General features: G+C 68.5%; 20 protein-coding genes. 10 read left to right on the top strand and 10 right to left on the bottom strand.

All coding sequences use genetic code 11. The features are described 5' to 3' along the window. Window positions 1-41 precede the first annotated feature (41 nt). From ACZ9AQ_RS19505 to ACZ9AQ_RS19485, 5 genes are all read right to left on the bottom strand, one after another. Window positions 42-1,226 (bottom strand): GGDEF domain-containing protein, encoded by a 1,185-nt coding sequence (locus ACZ9AQ_RS19505; protein ID WP_429206476.1) that lies wholly within the window; start codon window positions 1,224-1,226, stop codon window positions 42-44. Continuing rightward, window positions 1,216-1,491 carry a hypothetical protein gene (locus ACZ9AQ_RS19500; protein WP_429206477.1) on the bottom strand — a complete coding sequence of 92 codons (276 nt, stop codon included), beginning with the start codon at window positions 1,489-1,491 and terminating at the stop codon, window positions 1,216-1,218. Before ACZ9AQ_RS19500 ends, ACZ9AQ_RS19505 begins: the two co-directional genes overlap by 11 nt. A gap of 92 nt (window positions 1,492-1,583) precedes the next feature. Next, on the bottom strand, window positions 1,584-2,207 hold the full coding sequence (locus ACZ9AQ_RS19495) for an exopolysaccharide biosynthesis protein (RefSeq protein ID WP_429206478.1): 624 nt from the start codon (window positions 2,205-2,207) through the stop codon (window positions 1,584-1,586). 239 nt (window positions 2,208-2,446) lie between these two features. Then, on the bottom strand, window positions 2,447-3,427 hold the full coding sequence (locus ACZ9AQ_RS19490) for a tripartite tricarboxylate transporter substrate binding protein (RefSeq protein ID WP_429206479.1): 981 nt from the start codon (window positions 3,425-3,427) through the stop codon (window positions 2,447-2,449). A 34-nt stretch (window positions 3,428-3,461) separates the two neighbouring features. Further along, on the bottom strand, window positions 3,462-4,535 hold the full coding sequence (locus ACZ9AQ_RS19485; RefSeq protein ID WP_429206480.1) for a porin: 1,074 nt from the start codon (window positions 4,533-4,535) through the stop codon (window positions 3,462-3,464). 134 nt (window positions 4,536-4,669) lie between these two features. On the opposite strand from ACZ9AQ_RS19485, the gene ACZ9AQ_RS19480 reads away from it, so the two are divergent. The 6 genes from ACZ9AQ_RS19480 (at window position 4,670) to ACZ9AQ_RS19455 (ending at window position 12,652) form a co-directional block, all read left to right on the top strand. Further along, complete coding sequence (locus tag ACZ9AQ_RS19480; protein ID WP_429206481.1) at window positions 4,670-5,356, top strand: response regulator; 687 nt, start codon at window positions 4,670-4,672, stop codon at window positions 5,354-5,356. A 4-nt stretch (window positions 5,357-5,360) separates the two neighbouring features. After that, on the top strand, window positions 5,361-6,812 hold the full coding sequence (locus ACZ9AQ_RS19475) for a sensor histidine kinase (RefSeq protein ID WP_429206482.1): 1,452 nt from the start codon (window positions 5,361-5,363) through the stop codon (window positions 6,810-6,812). 140 nt (window positions 6,813-6,952) lie between these two features. After that, the gene (locus ACZ9AQ_RS19470) at window positions 6,953-8,491 is read left to right on the top strand and encodes a CitMHS family transporter (RefSeq protein WP_429206483.1); all 1,539 of its coding nucleotides are present in this window, start codon (window positions 6,953-6,955) and stop codon (window positions 8,489-8,491) included. Window positions 8,492-8,544: 53 nt separating this feature from the next. Next, the gene (locus ACZ9AQ_RS19465) at window positions 8,545-9,315 is read left to right on the top strand and encodes a fused MFS/spermidine synthase (protein WP_429206484.1); all 771 of its coding nucleotides are present in this window, start codon (window positions 8,545-8,547) and stop codon (window positions 9,313-9,315) included. A 146-nt stretch (window positions 9,316-9,461) separates the two neighbouring features. Next, on the top strand, window positions 9,462-12,293 hold the full coding sequence (locus ACZ9AQ_RS19460) for a bifunctional diguanylate cyclase/phosphodiesterase (RefSeq protein WP_429206485.1): 2,832 nt from the start codon (window positions 9,462-9,464) through the stop codon (window positions 12,291-12,293). A 137-nt stretch (window positions 12,294-12,430) separates the two neighbouring features. Continuing rightward, window positions 12,431-12,652, top strand: coding sequence for a hypothetical protein (locus tag ACZ9AQ_RS19455; protein WP_429206486.1), 222 nt, complete (start codon window positions 12,431-12,433; stop codon window positions 12,650-12,652). A 22-nt stretch (window positions 12,653-12,674) separates the two neighbouring features. Here the strand turns inward: ACZ9AQ_RS19455 and ACZ9AQ_RS19450 are convergent, their stop codons facing one another. Then, window positions 12,675-13,046, bottom strand: a complete 372-nt coding sequence (locus tag ACZ9AQ_RS19450; protein ID WP_429206487.1) for a hypothetical protein — start codon at window positions 13,044-13,046, stop codon at window positions 12,675-12,677. Between the two features lie 59 nt (window positions 13,047-13,105). Beyond that, on the bottom strand, window positions 13,106-13,243 hold the full coding sequence (locus ACZ9AQ_RS19445; RefSeq protein WP_429206488.1) for a hypothetical protein: 138 nt from the start codon (window positions 13,241-13,243) through the stop codon (window positions 13,106-13,108). Between the two features lie 188 nt (window positions 13,244-13,431). Here ACZ9AQ_RS19445 and ACZ9AQ_RS19440 point away from each other — a divergent pair, with 188 nt between their 5' ends. Further along, a complete protein-coding gene (locus tag ACZ9AQ_RS19440; protein ID WP_429206489.1) occupies window positions 13,432-13,668 on the top strand; it encodes a hypothetical protein in 237 nt (78 codons plus the stop codon). Window positions 13,669-13,741: 73 nt separating this feature from the next. On the opposite strand, the gene ACZ9AQ_RS19435 is transcribed toward ACZ9AQ_RS19440, so the two are convergent. Then, window positions 13,742-13,936: a hypothetical protein gene (locus ACZ9AQ_RS19435; protein ID WP_429206490.1), complete on the bottom strand. Its 195-nt coding sequence runs from the start codon at window positions 13,934-13,936 to the stop codon at window positions 13,742-13,744. 208 nt (window positions 13,937-14,144) lie between these two features. On the opposite strand from ACZ9AQ_RS19435, the gene ACZ9AQ_RS19430 reads away from it, so the two are divergent. Next, entirely contained in the window at window positions 14,145-15,053 is a 909-nt protein-coding gene (locus ACZ9AQ_RS19430) for an alpha/beta hydrolase (RefSeq protein WP_429206491.1), read from the top strand. A 26-nt stretch (window positions 15,054-15,079) separates the two neighbouring features. Next, window positions 15,080-16,075, top strand: a complete 996-nt coding sequence (locus ACZ9AQ_RS19425; RefSeq protein WP_429206511.1) for a Kelch repeat-containing protein — start codon at window positions 15,080-15,082, stop codon at window positions 16,073-16,075. 10 nt (window positions 16,076-16,085) lie between these two features. Here the strand turns inward: ACZ9AQ_RS19425 and ACZ9AQ_RS19420 are convergent, their stop codons facing one another. Continuing rightward, a complete protein-coding gene (locus ACZ9AQ_RS19420; protein WP_429206492.1) occupies window positions 16,086-17,192 on the bottom strand; it encodes an S-(hydroxymethyl)glutathione dehydrogenase/class III alcohol dehydrogenase in 1,107 nt (368 codons plus the stop codon). A 151-nt stretch (window positions 17,193-17,343) separates the two neighbouring features. Between ACZ9AQ_RS19420 and ACZ9AQ_RS19415 the strand changes: the two genes are divergently transcribed. Continuing rightward, window positions 17,344-18,381, top strand: a complete 1,038-nt coding sequence (locus tag ACZ9AQ_RS19415) for a GlxA family transcriptional regulator (protein ID WP_429206493.1) — start codon at window positions 17,344-17,346, stop codon at window positions 18,379-18,381. Window positions 18,382-18,448: 67 nt separating this feature from the next. On the opposite strand, the gene ACZ9AQ_RS19410 is transcribed toward ACZ9AQ_RS19415, so the two are convergent. Next, window positions 18,449-18,751, bottom strand: coding sequence for a 2Fe-2S iron-sulfur cluster-binding protein (locus ACZ9AQ_RS19410; RefSeq protein WP_429206494.1), 303 nt, complete (start codon window positions 18,749-18,751; stop codon window positions 18,449-18,451). Between the last annotated feature and the right edge of the window lie 45 nt (window positions 18,752-18,796).

The raw sequence follows: 18,796 nt of genomic DNA, 5'->3' as shown, positions 1-18,796 counted from the left end.
TGTTACTGCTGCTGTCGCTGCGGCTCACATGGTGAGGCCGCTCACACCTCGGCCAGCGTCTCGCTGGCCAGCTCCACGCGGTTGCGCCCGCCCTGCCTGGCCCGCTGCAAGGCCTCGTCGGCGCGCTGGAACAGGGTCGTGGTGCTGTCCTCGGGGCGGATGGTGGTGACGCCGAAGCTGGCGGTGAGCTTGATCATCGCGCGCTCGCCCTTGAACGGGGTCGACTCGATCGCGGCGCGGATGCGCTCGGCCACCTGCGCGGCATCGAGCAGGTTGGTGCGCGGCAGCAGCAGCGCGAACTCGACGCCGACCACGCGCCCCAGCTGGTCGCTGTCGCGCAGCTGGCGCCGGCACAGCTCGACCATCTGGCGCAGCACGACGTCGCCGGCCGGATGGCCATAGCTGTCGTTGACGCGCTTGAAGCCGTCCGGATCGAACACCACCAGCGCGGTCGGCAGGCCCGGGCGGCGCGCCAGCGCCATCCACGGACCCAGGAGCTGGAACAGGCCGCGCCGGTTCGGCGCATCGGTCAGCGGATCGATCACTTCGGCGCGCTGCAGCGCGTCCTGCAGGCGTTCGCGGGTCAGGAGCAGCACGCCGAAGGCATTGCCGAGCATGAGCAGGTACAGGGCGCCGCTGGACAGCTGGCCCAGCAGCTCGCTCGTCAGCCAGCCCCAGCCGCCCGGCAGCAGCAGCACCGACAGGCCGCGCGCGGCCACCACGAGGGCCAGCGCCATGCTGGCCAGCGCCAGGAAGCGCTGCAGCAGGCTGGCCTCGCCCCAGCGCCAGGCCAGGGCCAGCGCGCCCGAGAAATAGAAGCCGCCCAGCAGCAGTGAAGCGGCCACGGCGCGCAAGCCCTCCTCGTCGATCAGGTAGCACAGGAAGAAGCCCAGGATCGCGACGCCGCCGACGATCATGGTCGGGGTGCGCCAGGCGCGCGGCCGCGCCGCCTCCCACGCGGCGCCGCCCTCGACCGCCACGCCGGCGAACAGCAAGGCATAGCCGCCCGGCACCGCGATCGGGGCCGGCACCACGCCGGCGTCGCCCAGGGCCAGCAGCAGCCAGGCGCTGCCCTGGATCTGCTTCGACAGGCCCCACAGCGTCAGCGCCGGCGAGCGGGTCGGTCCGTGGTTGAAGAAGGTCAGCAGCGCGCACAGGGCCAGGTTGCCCAATGCAAGTACCAGGACCATGGTCGACGCGTCCAGCATCATTGTGTCAGTACTCATGTTCGACGTTCAGGGTGCCGTCGCCGACCTTGCTGGCCCAGGCGCGGGTGAAATAGTCCCGCTCCGCATCCAGGGGCGGCTCGTGCCAGAACACGATCAGGGTGCCCTTGTGGTCGTGCAGCTGCGTGACTTTATCGACGAAACCGCCATCGCCCGCCGCATCCGCCAGCGCCGTCGCGTAGCCGTAAACGCGCTGCAGCCGCTCCAGGCGGTCCGGCTCGGCCACAGCATTGGTCGCGGTCATGGTGGGATGATCCAGGAACATGGGCTCTTTCGTCGAAGCGGCCAGCTTATCAGAAGAAGATGCTTTGCAACAAGCCAACTCTTCCGCATCGACGTTGCTCCCGGGCATCGTCCTCAGCCGGCGAAGCGGTTGAACACCTCGCGGATGGCCAGGCCGCCGCCGCCGATCAGGACGGCGAAATACAGGATCGTCACGACATTGCTGACGTGGCCCAGCAGGATGCACAGGCCGTCGCGCTGCAGCAGGCCGATGGCGAGGAACAGGATGGCTACTGCCGGGAAGGTATTACTGAATGGGATCAGACCGAACGGCATCATCAGCAGCACGGCGCCCAGGATCAGGGCCAGGTTGTTGATGACCGCCATGGTGCCGCCGGTCACCAGCCACTCGATGCGGTTGGGGCGGCTGACGCGCTCGAGCTTTTTCAGCCATGACAAGGCCTTGCGCAGCAGCGGGCGCAGCTTGCGGGTGCCGATGATGCGGTGCTCGATCTTCGCCGGGATCCACAGGTTGCGGCCGAACAGGCGGCTCACGCTGATGAGCAGGATGGCGGCGCCGAACACGGTGCTCACGCCCGGAATCGACACCGGGATCAGGAACACCAGCGTCAGCAGGGTGACCAGGATCAGCAGGCCATCGTTGCCGACACGCTGTATCAGTTCGCTGAGGGTGATGCCGGTGCGCGGCAGGGAACGGACCAGCGAGCGGAGCGTCTGGGAAATCGGTGCACTGTTCATGGCGTTTCTTGTCCTGGTGTCGTGAATGCGGGATCTGTCGGGCCCGGCGGCGGGGAATGCGCGGCCGTGACCATATCGACGGAGCGACAGCAGTATACGCGTTACGGCGACTCGGCACTGCGAATTGCCCGGCAATCGTCATCGCGCAGCGTCATTTCGTTAACTGCATTGCAACTTTTCGATCGCCTCGAAAGCAGACGGTGACAATGAAGGGCTCGCCAGGATTTCAGGTCGGGTATTCAGCGTTCGCGCAGCAGCTTGAATTGTCGCGCCTGGCGATGGTGGCCGGCGACCGACTGCCGGATGTAGCGGGTCAGCGCGTCGCCGGTGAGCGAGAACGGATACAGGCCGGCCCGGGCCCGTTTTTCGGCGAATTCCGGGCTGGCTTCGATATTGGCGAACGCCTGCACCCAGCGCCGGTAATCGGCCTCGGGCACGTCCGGACCCATCCACACGCCGCGGATCACGGGCCAGACCACGTCGTAGCCCTGTTCGCGCGCGGTCTTGACGCCCGACAGCGCCCCCGGCAGGCGCCGTTCGGACAGCACCGCCAGCACCCTCACACGGCCAGCGCCGGTATGGAGCAAGGCCTCCGAGGTGTCGCCCGACACCGCCTGCACGTGATTCTCCTGCATCGCGATGAACTGCTCGCCGCCGCCCTCGAGGGCGACGAAGCGCATTTTGCGCGGATCGATGCCGGCCATCTGCGCCAGCAGCGCCATCTTGATCCAGTCCTGGCTGCCGACCGTGCCGGACATGCCGATCAAGACCTTGCCCGGATCGCGCTTCAGGGCGGTCAACAGATCGTCCAGCGACCGCCAGGGCGAATCGGCGCGCACCGCGACCATGCCGTAGTCGGCCCCGAACGCCGCCACCCAGCGCACGTCGTCGACGTCGGCGGCGCCGAATTTGCCGAGCGCGAGGTTGAGCACCGAACCGCCGGAAAAGGCGACCAGGGTATTCGCTTCGGCGCGGCGCTGCGACACCACCGTATGCCAGGCCACGGCGCCCACGCCGCCCGGCAGGTAGCTCAGTTGCAGCTCGGGCGCGCCGCCCTGGCCGTGCAGGGCCTTGCGCGCCAGCTTGCAGGTCAGGTCCATCGCGCCGCCGGGCTTGGACGGGATCAGGCATTCGGCCTCGCGCGGCTGGGCGGCGCCGGGCGCAGCCAGCGCCAGGCCCAGGATGGCGAGGAAGGTGTGCACGAATCTCATGGGAGGCATGATAGCGCCATGCCGGCTGCAGTGGCGAACCGGCTCAGAAACGGTGCTGGATGCCGGCCGTGACGCCGGTCTGGGTCGAACCGAAACCGGGGTCGTCGCGCGACAGGCCGACCAGTTGGCCGTGGTCGGCCTTCGCATGCGCGGCCGACAGGTAGAGCGTGGTCCGCTTGGACAGCGCCAGCATGCCGCGCACGACGAACATCGTCGGGTCGGCATCCCCGACGTCCGGCACGTCCCCGGTATCGACGTGGTAGACGGCGCCGGTCAGGGTCACATCGTCGATCGTGCGCGAGATCCCGCCCCAATAGGTGTCGGCGCGCAGGTCGGCGCCGGCGCGGGCAGCGTCAAGCCGGTAGCCGCGCATGCCGGCGGTGTAGCGCCATTCGCCGGTCTGGTAATCCGCAGCCAGGTGGTAGGCGGCGGTGTCGTCGCGCGCGGGCACGCCGGCGACGGCGATGCCGTTGATCCGCTCATAGGCTGCCATCAAGCCCAGGCCGCCCTCGCCGAACCACGAGCCGCCGAGCGCCAGCTTGCGTCCCTCGGCCAGGCTGCCCGCGCGCTCGCCAAGGCCGATCGTGGCGCCATAGGTGAAGCCGCCGCTTTTTCCCGTGTACTTGACCAGGTTGTCGAACTGGGTCGTCATGCCGTACTTCGACGGTCCGGTGGCGCTGGCGCCGGTGGCCCAGGAATAATTGGGGGCGAAACCCAGCGGATCGAACTTGATCACCAGTTCATAGGTGGTGGTGAACGAGCGGCCGATGACCAGGCGCCCGAGCGAACCGTCCAGGCCCACCCAGGCCTGGCGCTTGAACACGGCGCCGTCGCTTTCGCCGGTATCCATCAGGATGCCGCCTTCGAGCTGCCAGACCGCCTTCAGGCCGCCCTTGAGGTCTTCACTGCCGCGAAAACCCCAGCGCGAGGTGTTCTTGCCGCCCGAGATCACGCGTAAGATGTTGCCACCACCTTTGCCGCCGTCTTCGCCGGCATGGTTAACGTACTCGACGCCGGCGTCGATCAGGCCATACACCTGCACATTGCTCTGGGCGAAAACCGAATGGTTCAGGGAAAGCGCTGCCAGGACGGCGAGCGCGAGGGCCGACTGCTTCATGGTGTCTCCGAATCTTATATGTTTGTGCTGCTTTATTCGACCGACTATATGCGCGACTACCTTTCAATTCGCTTTCAGTCGGCCGTCGACGCCCGCCCTTTCCGCCGCCCGGCCTTTGCGCTTACACTGGCGCGATGAGAATCCTGCTAGTTGAAGACCACGTCGAGCTGTCGCACTGGGTGTCGAAGGCGCTGCGCGACGCCCATCTCACCGTCGAATGCGCGCGCACCGGGGCCGACGCCGACGCCCTGCTGCACACCCAGGACTACGCGCTGGTGATCCTGGACCTGACCCTGCCGCGCATGGATGGCCTGGACGTGCTGCGCCGCCTGCGCGCCCGCGGCGGCGCGCGCGCCAGCACGCCGGTGCTGATCCTGACCGCGCGCGGCGGCCTGGAAGACAAGGTGCAGGGCCTGAACCTGGGCGCCGACGACTATTTGTCCAAGCCGTTCGAGCTGGCCGAACTCGAGGCGCGCGTCAAAGCCTTGCTGCGCCGGCGCGGCGGCAGCGAGGCGCTGGTGCACCGCTGCGGCCAGCTCGCCTTCGACACGGTCTCGCGCATGTTCTCGTATTGCGGCGAGCCGCTGGCGCTGACGCCGCGCGAGCACGCGGTGCTCGAAGCCTTGATCACCAGGCCGGGCCGCGCGCTGTCGAAGGAAAAGCTGTTCCAGGAAGTGTTCGCCCTGAGCGACGACGCCAATCTCGACGCGATCGAGCTGTACATCCACCGCATCCGCAAGAAGCTCGAACGCCCCGGCGGCGACGCCGCCATCGTCACCCTGCGCGGCATCGGCTACCTGATGCAAGAAAAACCCGCCTGAGGCCATGGACCAGCGCACCTCCCCGCTGCCGCGCGCCGCGCCCGGGCCGCTCGGCAGCCTGCGCCAGCAGCTGCTGCGCTGGCTGATCCTGCCGCTGGTGGCGCTGGTGGCGGCGAATGCCGTGTCGCTGTACCGCGACGCGCTGGACGCGGCCGACGTCGCCTACGACCGCTCGCTGCTGTCGTCCACGCGCGCGCTGGCCGAGCGCGTGACGGTGAGAAGCGGCAAGGTGGTGGCCGACGTCCCCTACGTGGCGCTGGACAGTTTCGAGACCGACACCCTGGGCCGCATCTACTACAAGGTCACCGGCCTGGATGGCGAGACCGTCAGCGGCTACGACGACCTGCCGCCGGTGCCGGCGGGCGTGCCGCGCAGCGACCTGTATCCGGCCCTGGTGCGCTTCTACCACGCCAGCTACAACGGCGAACCGGTGCGCATCGCGGCCCTGCTGCAGCCGGTCTACGACGATTCGATGCGCGGCATCGCCCTGATCCAGGTGGGCGAGACGCTCGACGCGAGGAACGCCCTGTCGCGCGACATCCTCCTCAACACCCTGCTGCGCCAGGCCGTGCTGGTGCTGGCGGTGGCGGCGCTGGTGTGGTTTGCGGTGCGCCTGGTGCTGCGGCCCCTGATGCGGCTCAAGAACGAGGTCGAGACGCGGGCGCTGTCCGACCTGTCGACCATCGACCAAGCCCTGGTGCACAAGGAAGTGCGGCCGCTGGTGGCGGCCATGAACGGCACCATGGCGCGCATGCAGGACCTGATCGCCAGCCAGCGCCGCTTCATCGCCGACGCCTCGCACCAGCTGCGCACCCCGCTCGCGGTGCTCAAGACCCAGGCCGCGCTGGCGCTGCGCGAGAACGATCCGGCGGCGATGCGCGCCATCGTCAGCGCGATCGCCGGCACCACCGACTCGGCCATCCACCTGGCCAACCGCCTGCTGCTGCTGGCGCGCATCGAGCATGGTGGCGGCGGCGAGCATGCGCGGCCGGTGGCGCTGGCGCTCGTCGCGCGCCAGGTGGGCCTGGAACTGGCCCTGCCGGCGGTGCAGAAGGGCATCGACCTGGCGCTCGAAGTCGCGGCCAACGCCGACACCACGGTCGTCGGCCAGGAACTGCTGCTGCACGAACTGGCGGCGAACCTGGTCGACAACGCGATCCGCTACACGCCGGCGGGCGGCAGCGTGCTGCTGTGGGTGGGCCGGCGCGACGACCGGGTCGTGCTGGCGGTGAGCGACAGCGGCCCCGGCATCAGCGAGGCCGAGATCGACAAGGTGGTGATGCCCTTCTACCGCGCCCAGGCCACGCTCGACGCCGATCCGGGCGGCACCGGGCTGGGGCTGGCGATCGTGCGCGACATCGCCACGCTGCACGGCGCCGCCCTCACGCTCGGGCGCGCGGATGCCGGCGGCTTGCGCGTCGAGGTGGTCTTCGATGCGCCGCGCGCTGAAAGCTGATTGAAAGCTTGCGCGGCCTATAGTTGGCGAAAACGGGGCACTACCCCATTCACGACAACGATCGGAGACATCATGAAGCAGCCGGCTTTCGCGCGCGCCGTCCTGGCCACGCCATCCCTTATCCCTTCGCGGAGCATGACATGCTGACCATCCTCGCCTATTCGATGGTCGTGGTCTTCATGTTCCTGATCATGACCAAGCGCCTGCCGGCGCTGGTCGCGCTGATCGTCGTGCCGATCGTCTTCGGCCTGATCGGCGGCTTCGGCGCCGGCCTCGGCCCGATGATGCTCGACGGGATCCGCGCCCTGGCCCCCACCGGCGTGATGCTGATGTTCGCCATCCTGTATTTCGGCATCATGATCGACGCCGGCCTGTTCGACCCGGTCGTGCGCATCATCCTGAAACTGGTGCAGGGCGACCCGATGAAGATCGTGGTCGGCACCGCCGCGCTGGCGATGTTCATCTCGCTCGACGGCGACGGCGCCACCACCTACATGATCACGGTGTCGGCCATGCTGCCGCTGTACATGCGCCTGGGGATGAGCCGCCTGACGATGGCCTGCGTCATCATGCTGGCGGGCGGCGTGATGAACATCCTGCCGTGGGGCGGCCCGACGGCGCGCGCCGCCACCGCGCTGGGCGTGGACGTGAGCGACATCTTCGTGCCGATGATCCTGCCGATGGCGGTCACCGCCATCTGGGTGATGTTCGTGGCCTGGGTGCTGGGCATGCGCGAGCGCAAGCGCCTGGGCAGCGTCAGCCTGCCGGGCCAGGCGACCGTCAGGAAGCCGGCCCCGGCGACTGTCCTGCCGGCCTTCCCGGAACTCGCGGTGGCCGGCGCCATGAACGGCACCACCGGGCAATGGAGCGCCGCCCCGGCCGCCCCGGCCGCTCCGGCCCCCATTGGGCGCGAGGGCAATGTGCACGCCTTCGCCGCCGGCCGCATCGACGCCGATGGCGGCGCCCCGCTCACGGGCGGATCGGGTGGATCGGGTGGATCGGGCGGGGGCGACGAGCCGCCGGCCGGCGTGTCCTCGCCCGACACCGCGCGCCCAAAACTGATCTGGGTGAACTTCCTCATGACCGCGGCGCTGCTGGTGCTGCTGGTGCTGGGCGCCCTGCCGCTGCCGGTGCTGTTCATGATCTTCTTCGCGATCGCCATCACCGTCAACTATCCGGGCCTGGAAGCGCAGAAGGCGCGCATCGAGGCGCATGCGGCCAACGTGCTGCCGGTGGTGTCGCTGATCTTCGCGGCCGGCATCTTCGTCGGCACCCTGCAGGGCACGAAAATGGTCGACGCCATCGCCCTGAGCGTGATCGCGGCGGTGCCGGAATGGATGGGGCCTTACATGGCGATCGTCACCGGTTTGCTGAGCATCCCGTTCACCTTCTTCATCTCGAACGACGCCTTCTATTTCGGCGTGGTGCCGGTGCTGGCCAAGGCGGCCGAGGTGTATGGCATCACGGCGGCGGAGATCGGCCGCGCCTCGGTCATCGGCCAGCCGGTCCACCTGCTCAGTCCCCTGGTCGCGTCCACCTACCTGCTGGTCGGCATGTGCAAGGTCGAATTCGGCGACCACCAGCGCTACACCCTGATCTGGTCGATCTCGGCCTCGCTGGTGATGCTGGTCGCGGCCGTGATCTTTGGCGTGGTGCCGCTGATGGGTCCGGGCGCCTGACGCCGGAATGCGGGCGGCGCCTGGCGGGCGCGCCGCTCGCATATACTTCTTCCATGCCTGTTCCCCTCGACCGCCCGGCCGCCCTCGACGACCACCCGCCCCTGGTGCGCACCGAGGGCGACCGCCGCACCCTCGAATTCACGCCCGGGGACGTCCAGAGCGAGATGCTGGTCTCGCGTCCCGACGCGCTGGTGCTGGAATACACGCGCGCCATGATGTGCTTCGCGCTGTTCGTGCCCGATCCGCGCCACATCGTGATGGTCGGGCTGGGCGGCGGTTCGCTGGCCAAGTTCTGCCACCGCCACTTTCCGCGCGCCCGCATCACCGTGCTCGAGATCCGGCAGGACGTGATCGCCCTGCGCGACCAGTTCCGCCTGCCGCCCGACGACGCCCGCCTGCACGTCCTGCACTGCGACGCGGCCGACTACCTGGCGCGCATGCCGGGCTGCTGCGACGTGCTGCTGGTCGACGGCTTCGACAGCCGGGGCCTGCCGGGCGCCCTGGCAAGCAGCGCGTTCTATGGCGCCTGCCGGCGCGCCCTGCATCCGGGCGGCGTGCTGGTGGCAAACGTGTTTACCTACGATCCCCAGTATGCGAGCGCGCTGCAGCGCCTGCGCGCCGCCTTCGACGGCCGCCTGGCCTGGTTTGCGCGCATCGCCGGCAACAACCGGATCCTGTTCGCGGTCCGTCCCGGCCGCCCGGGCGCGGCCCCCGGCCGCGGCGAGCGCCTGCTGGAGCGCATGGCCCGCAAGGAAGGGCGCGGCCTGGGCTGGAGCAACCGCCTGCTGGCGCGCCTGCTGGTGGCCTGGCTGGCGCGGCGTTGAGCATGTGGAAGAATTGTCTCGCACGACAGGATTCGTTTGCGAGCCTACCGCGTTTATGACACACTTGCGCGGATAAATGCCTACCGGAAATCAGTTTTCTTTCAACGCACCACTACTTCCCTACCATAGCCCAGGAACACGACCCCATGCCGCGCCGACCAATCCGTTCATTGACACTCGCGGCGGCCCTCACCCTGGGGGGCGGGCTGGCGGCTTCATTCGGGCTGTTCATCGGCGTCAGCCACCTCGAGTATGACAATATGGCGCTCGCCTTCGCCCAGCGCGCCGACGAGCGGGTGGCGGCGATACGCCAGGGGATGGACGGCGCGATCGAAGTGCTGGCGGTGACCAACCAGCTGTTCTCGAACGGCGAGCCGGTCAGCCGCGAACGCTTCGCCGACTTCACCTCGCGCCTGCTCGAGCGGCATCGCTTCATCCAGGCTTTCCACTATCATCGGGTGGTGCCGGCGCACGAGCGCGCGGCGGTCGAGGCCGAACTGCAGCGCGTGCGGCCGGGCGCCGTCCTGATGGAAAAGACGCCGGGCGGCCTGGCGCCGGCGGCGCCGCGCGAACGCTATCACGTGATCGAGTACGTCGAGCCGATGCCTGGGAACGAGGGCGCCTTCGGTCTGGACCTGGGCCCCGACGCATCGCTCATGACCGCGCTCGACCAGGCTCGTCGCAGTGGCCAGCCCACCGCGACGAGCCTGTTCATGCTGGTGCGGACCGGGACCGCCGCTTTCGACCTGGTCATGCCGGTATTCGGCAAGCGCGGCGAACTGCTCGGCAATACCGCGGTCGTCATCCGGGCCAGGCAACTGATGCACCAGTCGCTGCTGGGGGCTGGCCTCCTGGACCGGGCCGATATTTTCGTGTCGGTATATGCCGGCGAACAGGCCGAGCCGGCGACGCTGCTGCTGTCGACCGGCCCTGCCGCGCCGCAGGCGCGCCCGGCGCTCGCCAGCTGGCTCAGGCCAGGCCACGGCGAGCGCGCCACCGTGCTGCAGGCCGGCGGACGCCCATGGCGGGTCGAGGTCACCGCCGCGCCGCGTCCGTTCCTGGCCGACCACATGGCCTCGGTGGCGCTGCTGGTGGGCGGCATCCTGGTGACGCTGCTCGGCGCCGCCTTCGTCCAATCGGCGGGGATGCGCGCGCGCGCGGTCCAGCAACTGGTGCGCCAGCGCACCTCGGACCTGCGCCGCAGCAACCGCCGCCTGATCGAGGACATGGCCGCGCGCGAGCGCGCCGAAAAGGCGCTGCTGCAAAGCGAGCAGCGCTTCCGCCAGCTGGTCTCGATGTCGTCCGACTGGTACTGGGAGCAGGACCAGGATTTCCGCTTCACGATGGTCACCGGCGGCTTCACCGAGAAGTCGGGCGTGGCGGTCCAGGGCCTGCTCGGCAAGACGCGCTGGGAATGCGTGCCGGGGCTGCTCGACAGCGAGGGCGGGCGCGCGCACCTGGCCAGGATGCAGGCCCACGAGGCGTTCACCAATCTCGAATACCAGATCGTCAACGACCACGGCGAGACGCGCTGGTTCCTGGTCAATGGCCAGCCGATCTTCGACGACCGGGGCGAGCTGCAGGGCTACCGCGGCACCGGCAGCGACATCACCGAACGCAAGCTGACCGAGCAGCGCGTGCACCACGTGGCCCAGCACGACGTGCTGACCGGCCTGCCCAACCGCTCGCTGCTCCAGGACCGCCTGGGCCAGGCGATCGCCTACGCCAACCGCAGCGGGCGTCCGGTCTGGGTGATGCTGATCGACCTGGACCGCTTCAAGTTCGTCAACGACAGCATGGGCCACAAGGCCGGCGACGTGCTGCTGGTGACGGTGGCGGCGCGCCTGCGCTCGTCGCTGCGCGACGCCGACACCGTGGCGCGCCTGTCGGGCGACGAATTCGTGGCGATCCTGGGCGAGCACGCCGACGAGCCGCTCAATCCGGCCATCGTCGAGCGGGTCATGCATGCGGTGGCGCAGCCGGTCATGCTCGGCAACAAGGAGTTCTTCGTCACCTGCTCGATCGGCGTGGCGGTGTATCCAAGCCAGGGCACGTCGAGCGACCACCTGATCGAACATGCCGACATCGCCATGTACCGCGCCAAGAAGCTGGGCCGCAACAACTTCCAGTTCTACACCCCGGCCATGAACGAGGAATCGCTGGAGCGGGTGCGCATCGAAAGCGCGCTGCGCAACGCCCTCGAACGCGACGAATTCGTGCTGCACTACCAGCCGCAGGTCGACCTCAAGAGCGGCCAGATCGTGGGCATGGAAGCGCTGATCCGCTGGAACCATCCGGAGCTGGGCATGGTGCCGCCGAGCCGCTTCGTCGGCGTGGCCGAGGAGACCGGCCTGATCGTGCAAATCGGGGCCTGGGTGATGCGCACCGCCTGCGCCCAGAACAAGGCCTGGCAGGATGCCGGCCTGCCGCGCCTGCGGGTGGCAGTGAACCTGTCGGCGCGCCAGTTCGGCGCGCCCGACCTGCTGGACAGCCTGGAGTCGGCCCTGCGCGAGACGGGCCTGGACCCATCCTGCCTCGAGATCGAGCTGACCGAAAGCCTGTTCATGAGCGACGTCACGCCGGCGGTGGAACTGCTGCACCGGATGAAGGCGCTCGGGGTCAACCTCTCGATCGACGACTTCGGCACCGGATACTCGAGCTTCTCCTACCTGTCGCGCTTCCCGATCGACGTGCTCAAGATCGACCGCTCCTTCGTGGCCGACATCACGCATGACGCCAATGATGCCGCGATCGTGACCTCGATCATCGCCCTGGCCCACAACCTGAAGCTGGCGGTGATCGCCGAGGGCGTGGAAACGGCGGAACAGCTGGACTACCTGCGCAGCCGTGGTTGCGATGAGATGCAGGGCTATTACTTCAGCAAGCCGCTGGCGGCCCCTGAATTCGAGCAGCTGCTGCGCCAGCGCCGGGCGCTGCCGGCGCTACAGCGCGAGCAGGAAGCGTCGATGCCCGCCTGAGACCGCCGCTGGGACAGCGCTGCGACGCCCTATCCGGGAGGCATGAAAATTGTCTTCTCGAAAACATTTCCATAGTCATTTGGTTGTCAATCGACGTACAATCACCGTCCTTATCGTGCATTGACGGAGTACGAACCATGATGATCAACGAGACGCCCGAGGCAGCGAACGAGTCTGGCGCGCAGGCGGTGCGCAGGCAGCGCGTGGACGGCCGCACGCGCGACCTGGTGAACCAGGCGGTGGCGTCGGTCCCGACGCTTGGCCTGGCGCGCGCGGCGGAATTCCTGGCCACGATGAACGTGCCGGCCGAGGTGGCGGTGCGGGCGCTGGTCTATCCGAAGCCGCGGCGCGCCAGCTAGTGGCCAGCGCTGCAAGCCAGGATCAGTGGCGCGCTTCCTGCTGGTCGATGTCGGCCAGCGACTCGCGGCCGCGCTCGCTGAGCGCATGGCCACCCGTCTCGAGCGGCAGGACGTGCGATTTGCGGCCCAGGAAGCGCAGCACGTCGTCGTCGACCGCCGCCATCGGGTCGGCTGCCAGCGCGCGCAGGCCCAGCACGCAGCGGCGCAGGAACAGCACTTCCTCGCCCTTTTCGGTGAGCGCCAGCCGCTTGTCGCGGCTCAAGGACATCAACTTGATGCCGCACAGGCGCTTGGTGTTGCGCCCGACGCAGGCCGTCGCCAGGTTCTGCTTGCCACCAAGGCGCACCAGTTCCAGCGCATCGTATTCGTCCGTCGTCAGCTTGTCGTTTTTCATTACCGCATTCAGTTAAGCAAAGGGCGCATGGTACGCGCCTCGGCCCATGGCGGCAACCTTCAGCGCAGCGAACGCAGCGCGTACCATCCGATCCCGGCGCCGGCAAGCACGCCGAGCAGCAGCGCCAGCCGGGCGTGGCTGGAATCCAGCAGCGGGCGGCGGCCCAGGTAAATCTTGTTGTACAAAGTCGAACCCATCATCTCCTCCTGGCTTTTATTGTTACAAGCTCATTATAGAAACCGCATTGTTGCCGCAGTGTGACAGCGAGCACACCCGCGTCACCGACGACGAAAAAGCAACACCGCATGCGCCGTCCTGCCGCGCGCCGGCACTGTGGTCGGCCTGTTAGGATCGTACGACATTGACAACTTTAGCGGAGCACAGCATGAACGACCCAACGCCCAGTATCGATCCCAAGAACAAGGGCCGCACGATGTACGAGGAAGCGGACATCGGTAGCGGCGAACGTTCCCCGGGACAGCACGAGACCGATGAATTGATTCGCGAAATACCGCCATTGCCAGCGAACCGGCAGGCCGACGATGGCGCGCAGGACTGCGACAAGGAAGGCCGTGAAGGCGGCGCTGCGCCCGACGGCAACCGCCAGGGGGATTCGCGCTGACGCACCAACGGATTCCCGCGCATGCGCAGGGATCCGGTCTGCGCCCGGGACCGGCTAATGTGCCCGGGACCGGTTAATGTGCCCGGATCGGCGGTTCGGGCAGGCGCGGCTCCTCGACCGGGGCATTGACCGGGTCGGGAACGTCGTCCGGCACCGGCGGCGGCGATGGCGGCGCCGGCGGTTCGCCCGGATATTCCGGGTCGGGGGTGGAATGGAAGTGCTGGCCGACGCGCTCGCGCCGGGATGTGTGGGAATGGTGTTCGCTCATCTGGGCCTCTCAGGTTGGACGCGCGCGGCGGCGATGCCGGCCGGTGCGCGATGACATGGAAGGCAACGCGGTTGCCTAAGGTGCATTCGAGCGCAGACTAGCACGGATCAAGCAGCCCGGTTTTTCGATTGACCTGCCGCCAGTGCAGTTTCCTCACGCAATAACAACTCGGCTATAGTGGCGTTTTACCACTTCGGCCACCGATCCCATGCGCCTGTCCAGACTGCTTCCAGCCTTCCTGCTCGGCGCGCTCCTGAACGCCCACGCCGCCCCGACGAATCTCCCGCCGATGACGCTCGACGACTACCTGGCCCTGACCGGCCCCGCCCCCACCGCCAGGCTCGCCTATGGCCCGGCGCCCTCGCAATACGCCGAGCTGTTCGTGCCGCAGGGCAGCGGGCCGTTCCCGGTGGCGGTGCTGGTGCACGGCGGCTGCTGGACCAGCAAGTTCGGCGGCATCCGGCAATTGCGCAATATGGCCGGCGCCCTGGCCGCGCGCGGCATCGCCGTGTGGAACGTCGAATACCGGCGCGTGGACGAGGAAGGCGGCGGCTATCCCGGCATGTACCTGGACATGCATGCGGCGCTCGACCTGCTCGCGGCCAGTGCGCCGGCCCACGCGCTGGACCTGGAACGCGTCGTCGCGATCGGTCATTCGGCCGGCGGCCAGCTGGTGCAGTGGATCGCAGGCCGTGCGCGCATCCCGGCCGCCAGCCCCCTGTACCGCGCCGGGGGCCTGAAGGTCGACCGTGTCGTCAGCCTGGGCGGCCTGGCCGACCTGCGCCACGAGGCGGCACTGATCAAGTCCAGCTGCGGCCGCGACCTCGCGCAACTGGCCGGCACGCCCAGCCCCGGACGGCCGGACGTACTGGCCGACACCAATGCCGCCGACCTGATGCCCAACGGCAGCCGCACCTGGCTGGTGACGGGCGCGCTCGACACCATTTCTCCGCCGCGCGTGGCGCACGACTATGCGGCACGCGCCAAAGCGGCCGGCGACGCCGCCGAGGTGGTGATCCTGCCGCAAGCGAGCCACTACGACGAAGTCGCCACGACCTCGCCCGCCTGGCCGCAGGTGCTGCGGGTGATCGAACAGGCGCTCGCGATCGAGCGCTAATCCAGGGAGCCCCTATCTTGAAACCGATGCCGGCACTGCTGGCGCTGAGTTTGCTCACCGCTTCCGGCGCCGTCCTGGCGCAGACCTGGTCGCGCGCGGCCGACGCCTCGCTGGCGCGCCAGGAAATCTATCCCGCCGTATTGGGTGACAAGATCTACGTGGCCGGCGGCATCCTGAGCGCGGCCCCCGGCTATACCGATCTGTTCGAAGCCTATGACCCGGGAGCGGGCCGCTGGACCCGGCTGGCGCCGCTGCCCGAGGGCCGCCATCACATCGCCCTGGCCGCGGCCGGCGGCAAGATCTACGGCATCGGCGGCTTCTCGGGCGCGATTCCCGACTGGCGCGCCCACGCCTCGGTGTTCGTCTACGATCCGAAGGCCGACCGCTGGTCGACCGGCCCTGCGCTGCCGCAGCCCCGCGCGGAAGGCGTGGTCGCGACCGTCGGCGCCAGGATCTATTTCATCGGCGGGCGCGTCCCGACGCGCCCCGATGCGAAGCACATCAGCGAACACGCCGACACCCGCCGCGCCGAGGCGCTGGATCTGCAGTCGGGCCGTTGGTCGCGCATCGCGGACGCGCCCAGCGCGCGCAACAGCGCCGCCGGCGCGGTGATCGACAACAAGATCTACGTCGTGGGCGGGCGCCAGATGGTCGCAGGGGCCAACGGCAGGTCGCGTCCGGTCAACGTGGCGACCCTGGAAGTGTATGACCCGGCCCGCGATCGCTGGGAGACCCGCTCGCCGCTGCCGCTGGCCCAGGGCGGCCTGGCGGCGGCTGCCCATGATGGAAAACTGTATGTGTTCGGCGGCGAGCAGTTCGTCCCGCAAGCCAAAGTGTTCGGCGAATCCTGGGTCTACGACCCGGCAAGCGACCGCTGGTCGGCCCTGCCGGCCATGCCGACGCCGCGCCATGGGCACGGCGCGGCGGTGGTCGGCAACCGCATCTATCTGATGGGCGGCGGAGAAAAAGTCGGGGTCGCGGCCAGCGCGGCGCACGAAGCGCTCACGCTGCCGGCCGACTGATCCGCATGCGTCAGTAGAGCACCACCGAGCGGATCGATTCGCCGCTCTTCATCAGGTCGAAGCCTTCGTTGATGCGCTCGAGCGGCAGGCGGTGGGTGATCAGGTCGTCGATATTGAGCTTGCCTTCCATGTACCAGTCGACGATCTTCGGCACGTCGGTGCGCCCGCGCGCGCCGCCGAAGGCCGAGCCCTTCCATTCGCGGCCGGTCACCAGCTGGAACGGCCGGGTCGCGATTTCCTGGCCGGCGGCGGCCACGCCGATGATGAAGGACTGGCCCCAGCCTTTATGGGTGCATTCGAGCGCCTGGCGCATCAGCGTGGTGTTGCCGACGCATTCGAAGCTGTAGTCGGCGCCGCCGTCGGTCAGCTGCACGATGTGGTCCACCACGTTCGCGACCTCGTTCGGATTGATGAAATCGGTCATGCCGAACTTGCGCGCCATGGCTTCGCGGGCCGGATTGATGTCGACCCCGATGATCTTGTCGGCGCCGACCATCTTCGCGGCCTGGATCACGTTCAGGCCGATGCCGCCCAGGCCGAACACGACCACGTTGGCGCCCGCTTCGACCTTGGCCGAGAACAGCACCGCACCGACGCCGGTGGTGACGCCGCAGCCGATGTAGCAGACCTTGTCGAACGGCGCATCGCTGCGGATCTTCGCCAGCGCGATCTCGGGCACCACGATGTAGTTCGAGAAGGTCGACGTGCCCATGTAGTGGAACAGCGGCTTGCCGTCCAGCGAGAAGCGCGAGGTGGCGTCGGGCATCAGGCCGCGGCCCTGGGTCGAGCGGATCGCCTGGCACAGGTTGGTCTTGCGCGACAGGCAGAACTTGCACTGGCGGCACTCCGGCGTGTACAGCGGGATGACGTGGTCGTCCTTCTTCAGGGTGGTCACGCCCGGGCCGACCTCGACCACGATGCCGGCGCCCTCGTGGCCCAGGATGGCCGGGAACAGGCCTTCCGGATCGGCGCCCGACAGCGTGTAGTAATCGGTGTGGCAGATGCCGGTGGCCTTGAGCTCGACGAGCACCTCGCCTTCGCGCGGGCCTTCCAGGTCCACTTCTTCGATCGTCAGCGGCTGGCCCGCCTGCCATGCGACGGCTGCTTTGGTTTTCATGGTGATTCCTTCGCTTGCATTGATGTGATGTGGTGCTATCTGCCCGCAGTATGCGCGCCGCGGCCGGCGCCTTGCGCGCCGCGGCGCGAGAATGGCAGGATTTTGCCGCTCGAAGACTGGATTTTGCCGGTCGCGACAGCGACAATGGCGCATGACCAGCATACTCCCACCCGCGATCGACGCCAGCACGGCACGCACCCGGACCGTCGACATCGTGGTCTACCCCGGCTTCAAGGCCGTCGAAGCGATCGGGCCGATGTCGGTGTTCGAGTACGCCAACCTGCATCTCGCACGTTCAGGCCAGGGCCGCGCGCCCGGCTACGACGTGCGCATCGCGTCGACCCGCCTCGGCCCGGTGCGGTCGGACACCCTGATGTCGCTCGAGGCGACCAAGGTCTTGCACACGCTGGCCCTGCCCCACAGCGCGATCGTGGTCGGCGCCCGCCACATCGAGGCGGCGTTGGCGGACGGCGCCGCGATCGTCGACTGGGTGGCGGCGGCCTGCCCCCGCATCGAACGCCTGGCGTCGCTCTGTTCGGGCGCGTTCTTTCTCGCCGCCGCCGGGGTGCTCGACGGCAGGCGCGCCACCACCCACTGGAGCGTGGCCGCGCGCCTGCAGGCGGCCTACCCCGCCATCGCAGTCGAGGCCGACGCGATCTTCATCCGCGACGGCAAGCTGTGGACCTCGGCCGGCGTCACCGCCGGCATGGACCTGGCGCTGGCCCTGGTCGAGGAAGATTTCGGCCGCGACCTGGCGCTCGAGGTGGCCACCGAAATGGTGCTGTACCTGAAGCGTCCCGGCGGCCAGTCGCAGTTCAGCTCCTACCTCAAGAGCGAACGCACGGCGCGCCCGACCATCCGCGAATTGCAGAACTGGATCCTGGACAATCTGCACCAGCGCTTGACGACGGCGCAACTGGCCGCCAGGGCGATGATGAGCGAGCGCCACTTCGCCCGCGTGTTCCAGCAAGAAGTGGGCCTGAGCGCCCAGGAATTCATCGAGGCCAGCCGCTTCGAGCGCGCCACCCACCTGCTGGCCGACGTTGCGCTGCCCTTGAAGACGGTGGCCGCGCGCGCCTGCTTCAGCGACGAGGCGCACATGCGGCGGGTGTTCATGAAGAAGCTGGGCATCGCGCCGAAGATCTACCGCGAACGGTTCGCCACCACCGGCCTGGACAGCGCCGCATGAGCGCCGCATGCGCCGGCTGGTCCGACGAGCCGGTCGGTCCGCTGAGCCCGTCAATGCAATGAGCCGTTCAGTCCGGCCGGCGCCACCGCGCCAGCGGCAATTCCACTACGAGATCGCTGCGCGCGAGCGCCACACAAGGCAAAATAGCTCCTTCCCGTTTCTCGTCGAACGACAGGCCGGGCCACTCGACCATATAGGCCACCGTGCCTTCGCGCAGGCGGCAGATGCAGGTGCGGCAGGTGCCGTTGCGGCAAGAACTGGGCGCATCGAGCCCGGCCGCCTCCAGCGCCCGCAGCAGGGTCGTGTCTTCCTGCGCGGAAAAGCTGGCGCCGAGGGGAACGAGGGTGACGGTATGGCTGATGGACGACATGGTGCATTGATTGTAGCGCCGGGTGGAACAAAGCGGACGAGATTG

The sequence above is a fragment of the Massilia sp. UYP34 genome, assembly GCF_056279385.1.
The sequence above is the reverse complement of the archived record's forward strand: the minus strand, read 5'-3'. Positions and strand labels throughout refer to the sequence as shown.